General features: G+C 71.7%; 4 protein-coding genes and 1 pseudogene. 3 read left to right on the forward strand and 2 right to left on the reverse strand.

Translation table 11 applies throughout. The features are described 5' to 3' along the window. Positions 1-139: 139 nt before the first annotated feature. On the reverse strand, positions 140-1,240 hold the full coding sequence (locus AC13HU_RS32735; protein WP_483045616.1) for a citrate synthase 2: 1,101 nt from the start codon (positions 1,238-1,240) through the stop codon (positions 140-142). A 223-nt stretch (positions 1,241-1,463) separates the two neighbouring features. Here AC13HU_RS32735 and pdxH point away from each other — a divergent pair, with 223 nt between their 5' ends. Further along, positions 1,464-2,102, forward strand: coding sequence for a pyridoxamine 5'-phosphate oxidase (pdxH, locus tag AC13HU_RS32740; protein WP_483045617.1), 639 nt, complete (start codon positions 1,464-1,466; stop codon positions 2,100-2,102). A 343-nt stretch (positions 2,103-2,445) separates the two neighbouring features. Beyond that, positions 2,446-2,688: pseudogene (locus AC13HU_RS32745) on the forward strand (GAF domain-containing protein); the annotation flags it as partial. Positions 2,689-2,773: 85 nt separating this feature from the next. Here AC13HU_RS32745 and AC13HU_RS32750 read toward each other — a convergent pair. Then, complete coding sequence (locus tag AC13HU_RS32750; RefSeq protein WP_483045618.1) at positions 2,774-3,535, reverse strand: SIS domain-containing protein; 762 nt, start codon at positions 3,533-3,535, stop codon at positions 2,774-2,776. A 141-nt stretch (positions 3,536-3,676) separates the two neighbouring features. On the opposite strand from AC13HU_RS32750, the gene AC13HU_RS32755 reads away from it, so the two are divergent. Beyond that, positions 3,677-4,369 carry an iron-dependent transcriptional repressor DtxR gene (locus AC13HU_RS32755; RefSeq protein WP_483045619.1) on the forward strand — a complete coding sequence of 231 codons (693 nt, stop codon included), beginning with the start codon at positions 3,677-3,679 and terminating at the stop codon, positions 4,367-4,369. Positions 4,370-4,493 lie beyond the last annotated feature (124 nt).

The following is a 4,493-nucleotide window of genomic DNA, read 5'->3' on the forward strand; positions in this document are numbered from 1 at the left end:
GGGCGGGGGGACTGCCATCCACAATCCGCAAGATCCGGCGACGGACGGGCACCTGGCAGAACGCGGGAGCACCCTCCATCCGCAAGGTCCGGCGAAGGGCGGGACCTGCCCTTCGGGCGGTCCCGCCCGCCCCGACAGGTCAGTGCGTCACGTCGGGGAAGCCTTCGACGTCCTTGACGCTGCGTGTGCCGGGGCCGATGTAGCGGGCCGAAGGCCGAACCAGCCGGCCGGTGCGCTTCTGCTCGAGGATGTGGGCCGACCACCCGGCTGTGCGTGCGCAGGTGAACATCGAGGTGAACATGTGCGCGGGCACTTCCGCGAAGTCCAGCATGATCGCGGCCCAGAACTCGACGTTCGTGGCCAGCACCCGGTCCGGCCGCCTGGCGTGCAGTTCGGCGAGTGCCGCCTTCTCGAGGGCCTCGGCGACTTCGTAGCGCGGCGCGCCCAACTCGCGGGCGGTGCGCCGCAGCACCCGGGCGCGCGGGTCCTCCGCGCGGTAGACGCGGTGGCCGAAGCCCATCAGCCGCTCGCCACGGTCCAGCGCGGCCTTCACGTAGCCCTCCGCGTCGCCGGTGCGCTCGATCTCCTCGATCATGCCGAGTACGCGGGACGGCGCTCCGCCGTGCAGTGGACCGGACATGGCGCCTACCGCGCCGGACAGCGCGGCGGCCACGTCGGCGCCGGTCGAGGCGATCACCCGGGCGGTGAACGTCGAGGCGTTCATGCCGTGCTCGGCCGCGGATGTCCAGTACGCGTCCACCGCCGCGACGTGCTTGGGGTCCGGCTCGCCGCGCCAGCGGATCATGAACCGCTCGGTGATCGACTGCGCCTTGTCGATCTCCCGCTGCGGCACCATCGGCAGCCCCTGGCCGCGGGCGGACTGCGCGACGTACGACAGTGCCATCACCGCCGCGCGCGCGAGGTTGTCCCTGGCCGCCTCGGCGTCGATGTCGAGCAGCGGTTTGAGGCCCCACACCGGCGCGAGCATGGCCAGCGCGGACTGGACGTCGACCCGGATGTCGCCGGAGTGCACAGGGATCGGGAACGGCTCGGCGGGCGGCAGGCCGGGGTTGAACCGGCCGTCCACCAGCAGGCCCCATACGTTCCCGAACGAGACGTGACCGACCAGTTCCTCGATGTCGACCCCGCGATACCGCAGCGAGCCGCCTTCCTTGTCCGGTTCTGCGATCTCCGTCTCGAACGCGACGACTCCTTCGAGTCCCGGTACGAAGTCGGACATGGGGCGGCTCCTTCACGATCACGTTGCTGTGCTTGTCTCCCGGTCATGCCCCGTGAGCGGCCAGGTCACCCCGCCGGGCGGGGTTCCGCGGCGGGTGACATCCGGCACACGGGGTGACCATGGCACCGCCTGCGCCGTGGTCCTGCAAGATGTGCGCGTGCACGAACCTCTCCGGCAAGACGATCAGACCGTTCCGTGTCCGGGCGCCGACGACCCCGCGGCCATGCGCAAGCAGTACCGCGCGGCAGGGCTCACCGAAGCCGACCTGGCCGCCGATCCGTACCAGCAGTTCGCCCGCTGGTTCGCCGACGCCGTGCGGGCCGCGGCGCGCGGGGTGCTCGCGGAGCCCAACGCCATGGTTGTCTCGACGGCCGGATCGGACGGGGCGCCCAGCTCCCGCACGGTGCTGCTCAAGGGCTACGACGAGGACGGATTCGTCTTCTTCAGCAACCACGGCTCGCGCAAGGGCCGCGAGCTGGCCGCCAACCCGCATGTGTCGCTGCTCTTCCCCTGGCATCCCATTGCCCGCCAGGTGATCGTCAGCGGCACCGCGGTAAGGACCTCTGCCCAGGAGACCAGGGCCTACTTCCACAGCCGTCCGCACGGCTCGCAGATCGGCGCCCACGCCAGCCGGCAGTCCTCCGTCGTCGCCTCCCGCGTCACCTTGGAGGAGAGGTACGCCGAGCTGGCCGCACGCTGGCCGGAGGGCACCGAGGTGCCGGTGCCGCCGCACTGGGGCGGCTACCGGGTACGCGCACGCGCCGTCGAGTTCTGGCAGGGCCGGGAGAACCGGCTGCACGACCGGCTGCGGTACGTGTCCGGCGCGGACGGCGGATGGTCCGTGGAGCGCCTGGAACCCTAGGTATCCAGGTGCCCAGGAAACGGAAAACGGAACGACCCGCGGGCTGCTCCCCGGAGCCGAGTGGCTCCGAGCACCGGCCGGACAAGTCCGACGAGCCCGCGGGTCGGGTGAACTGCGTGGGATTGGCGAGCATCACGCACGCCCAAGTGCGCGGAGCTAGCCCGCAGCCACCTCACGTGTCCGAGTGCAACTCATGCTTCAGACCACCTCCCTTCGTGTGTATCGCCACAGTAAGAACCTCACGGGTGAAGACACAAGCCATTTATCCAGACGGCCTCTACGCACCAGCTTCGGGGCGCCCGACGCCGAGCGGACCGCGCCCCGGGAACGTACCGACGAGTTGGCCGGGGCCAGGCAGTGGCCGGCCGGCACTGTGCACGGGCTGGCCACGGTGCTGCGCAGCAGGGGCCGTACGGTCGGCGCGCTGACGTTTCTGCGGGGTGCCGGGCACCGGCTGTTCGACCGGGCGGATGCCGCGTACACCGAGGACGTCGCCGCCAGGGTGGCGATGGCGCTGGACCTCGCGGGAGTGGCGGGGCCGACGGGGCAGCCGGACGGGGACAGGGAGCGGGACGGCGGGCGCTGAGCGCGGCGCGCGCCTGGGGCCCTGCGCCCTTGTGCCGTGCGCCGGTGGCGTGGGAACGGTTCGCGCCCGGGGTCCGCCGGGGCCCTCAGCGCCGGAAGAAGATCCGGTCGCGGTACTCCTCGAAGATCCGGCCGTTCCACTCGTGGCCGCCGTCCACGTTGCCCGAGCGGATCATCGGGGGGACGGCGCCGCGGGCGGCGAGGTCGGTGGCGGCGGTCGCCATCACGGCCTGCATCAGGGCGCTGGTGACGACAGTGGAGGCCGGTGCGAAGGGCGCGGGAATGCGGTCGTCGGTCAGTTCGGCGTCGCCCACCGGGATCTTGGAGTCCACCACGATGTCGCAGTGGTCCTTCAGAAAGGTGTCGGTCGAGTGCCGGGAACTGGTCTCCCGGGCGTATGCGAGCGAGGTCACACCGATGACGGTCATGCCCAGGGCCCGGGCGTTCTGCGCCATCTCGATCGGCAGGGTGTTGCGGCCGGACAGCGAGATCACGAAAAGCACGTCGCCCGCGCGGGCCGGGCTGGTGTCCAGGGCGGCGCCCGCGAGGCCCTCGACCCGTTCCAGGGCGCTGCCCAGGGTGGCGGGGACCACATCGACGCCGATGACGCCGGGGACGGAGAGCAGGTTGATCAGGGCGAGGCCGCCCGCGCGGTACACCACGTCCTGGGCCGGCAGCGAGGAGTGGCCCGCCCCGAAGGCGAAGATCCGGCCGCCCGCGGTGATCGCGTCGGCGACGGCGGTGGCGGCCTGCCGGACGGATTCACCCTCCTCGTCCCGGGCCCGGTGAAGTAGTGCGATCGCGGCGTCGAAGTAGCGCTCGGCCGGTTCCTGGCGGGGGTCGGTCATGCGGATCACCGTGCTGCCAGGCCGTGGCCGGTGTCAAGGAAACGACCGTGCGACGGACCCATCAGGTCGGTGCGGAGTCCGATGTCCGTGGGATGCGTCAGAATTGTGTCAGGGCCACGCACGAGTTGACGAGGGGCGCGCATGTCCGGACTGATCGACACGACGGAGATGTATCTCCGCACCATTCTGGAGCTGGAGGAGGAGGGCGTGGTCCCGATGCGCGCTCGGATCGCCGAGCGGCTCGACCAGAGCGGGCCCACGGTCTCCCAGACCGTGGCACGCATGGAGCGCGACGGGTTGTTGCACGTCGCGGGGGACCGGCATCTGGAACTCACCGACGAGGGGCGCCGCACCGCGACCCGGGTGATGCGCAAGCACCGCATCGCCGAATGCCTGCTGGTCGACGTGATCGGCCTGGAGTGGGAGCAGGTGCATGCGGAGGCGTGCCGCTGGGAGCACGTGATGAGCGAGGCGGTGGAGCGGCGGGTGCTGGAGATGCTGCAACACCCCACCGAGTCGCCGTACGGCAACCCGATCCCGGGCCTGGAGGAACTGGGCGAGGCGGCGGAGGCGGACCCCTTCCTGGAGGAGGGCATGGTCAGCCTCAACGAGCTCAACCCCGGCAGCACGGGCGCCAGCGTGGTGGTGCGCAGGATCGGCGAGCCGATCCAGACCGACGCGCAGGTCATGTACAGGCTGCGGCGGGCCGGCGTTCAGCCGGGCGCCGTGGTGAGCGTGACGGGCTCGGCGGGCGGCGTCATGGTCGGCAGCGGTGGCGAGGCCGCCGAGCTGGACGCCGAGATCGCCTCGCACGTCTTCGTCGCCAAGCGGTAGGGCGCGGCCGGGCCCGCGCGCCGAGACGCACCACCTGTGCAGCGCGCCGGGCGATGGTCCGGTGCGCCGAGTGACAAGGCGAGGCCCCGGTGCCGCGATGCGGCACCGGGGCACTTCCCTCCCC

The organism is Streptomyces sp. NH27, from assembly GCF_056859195.1.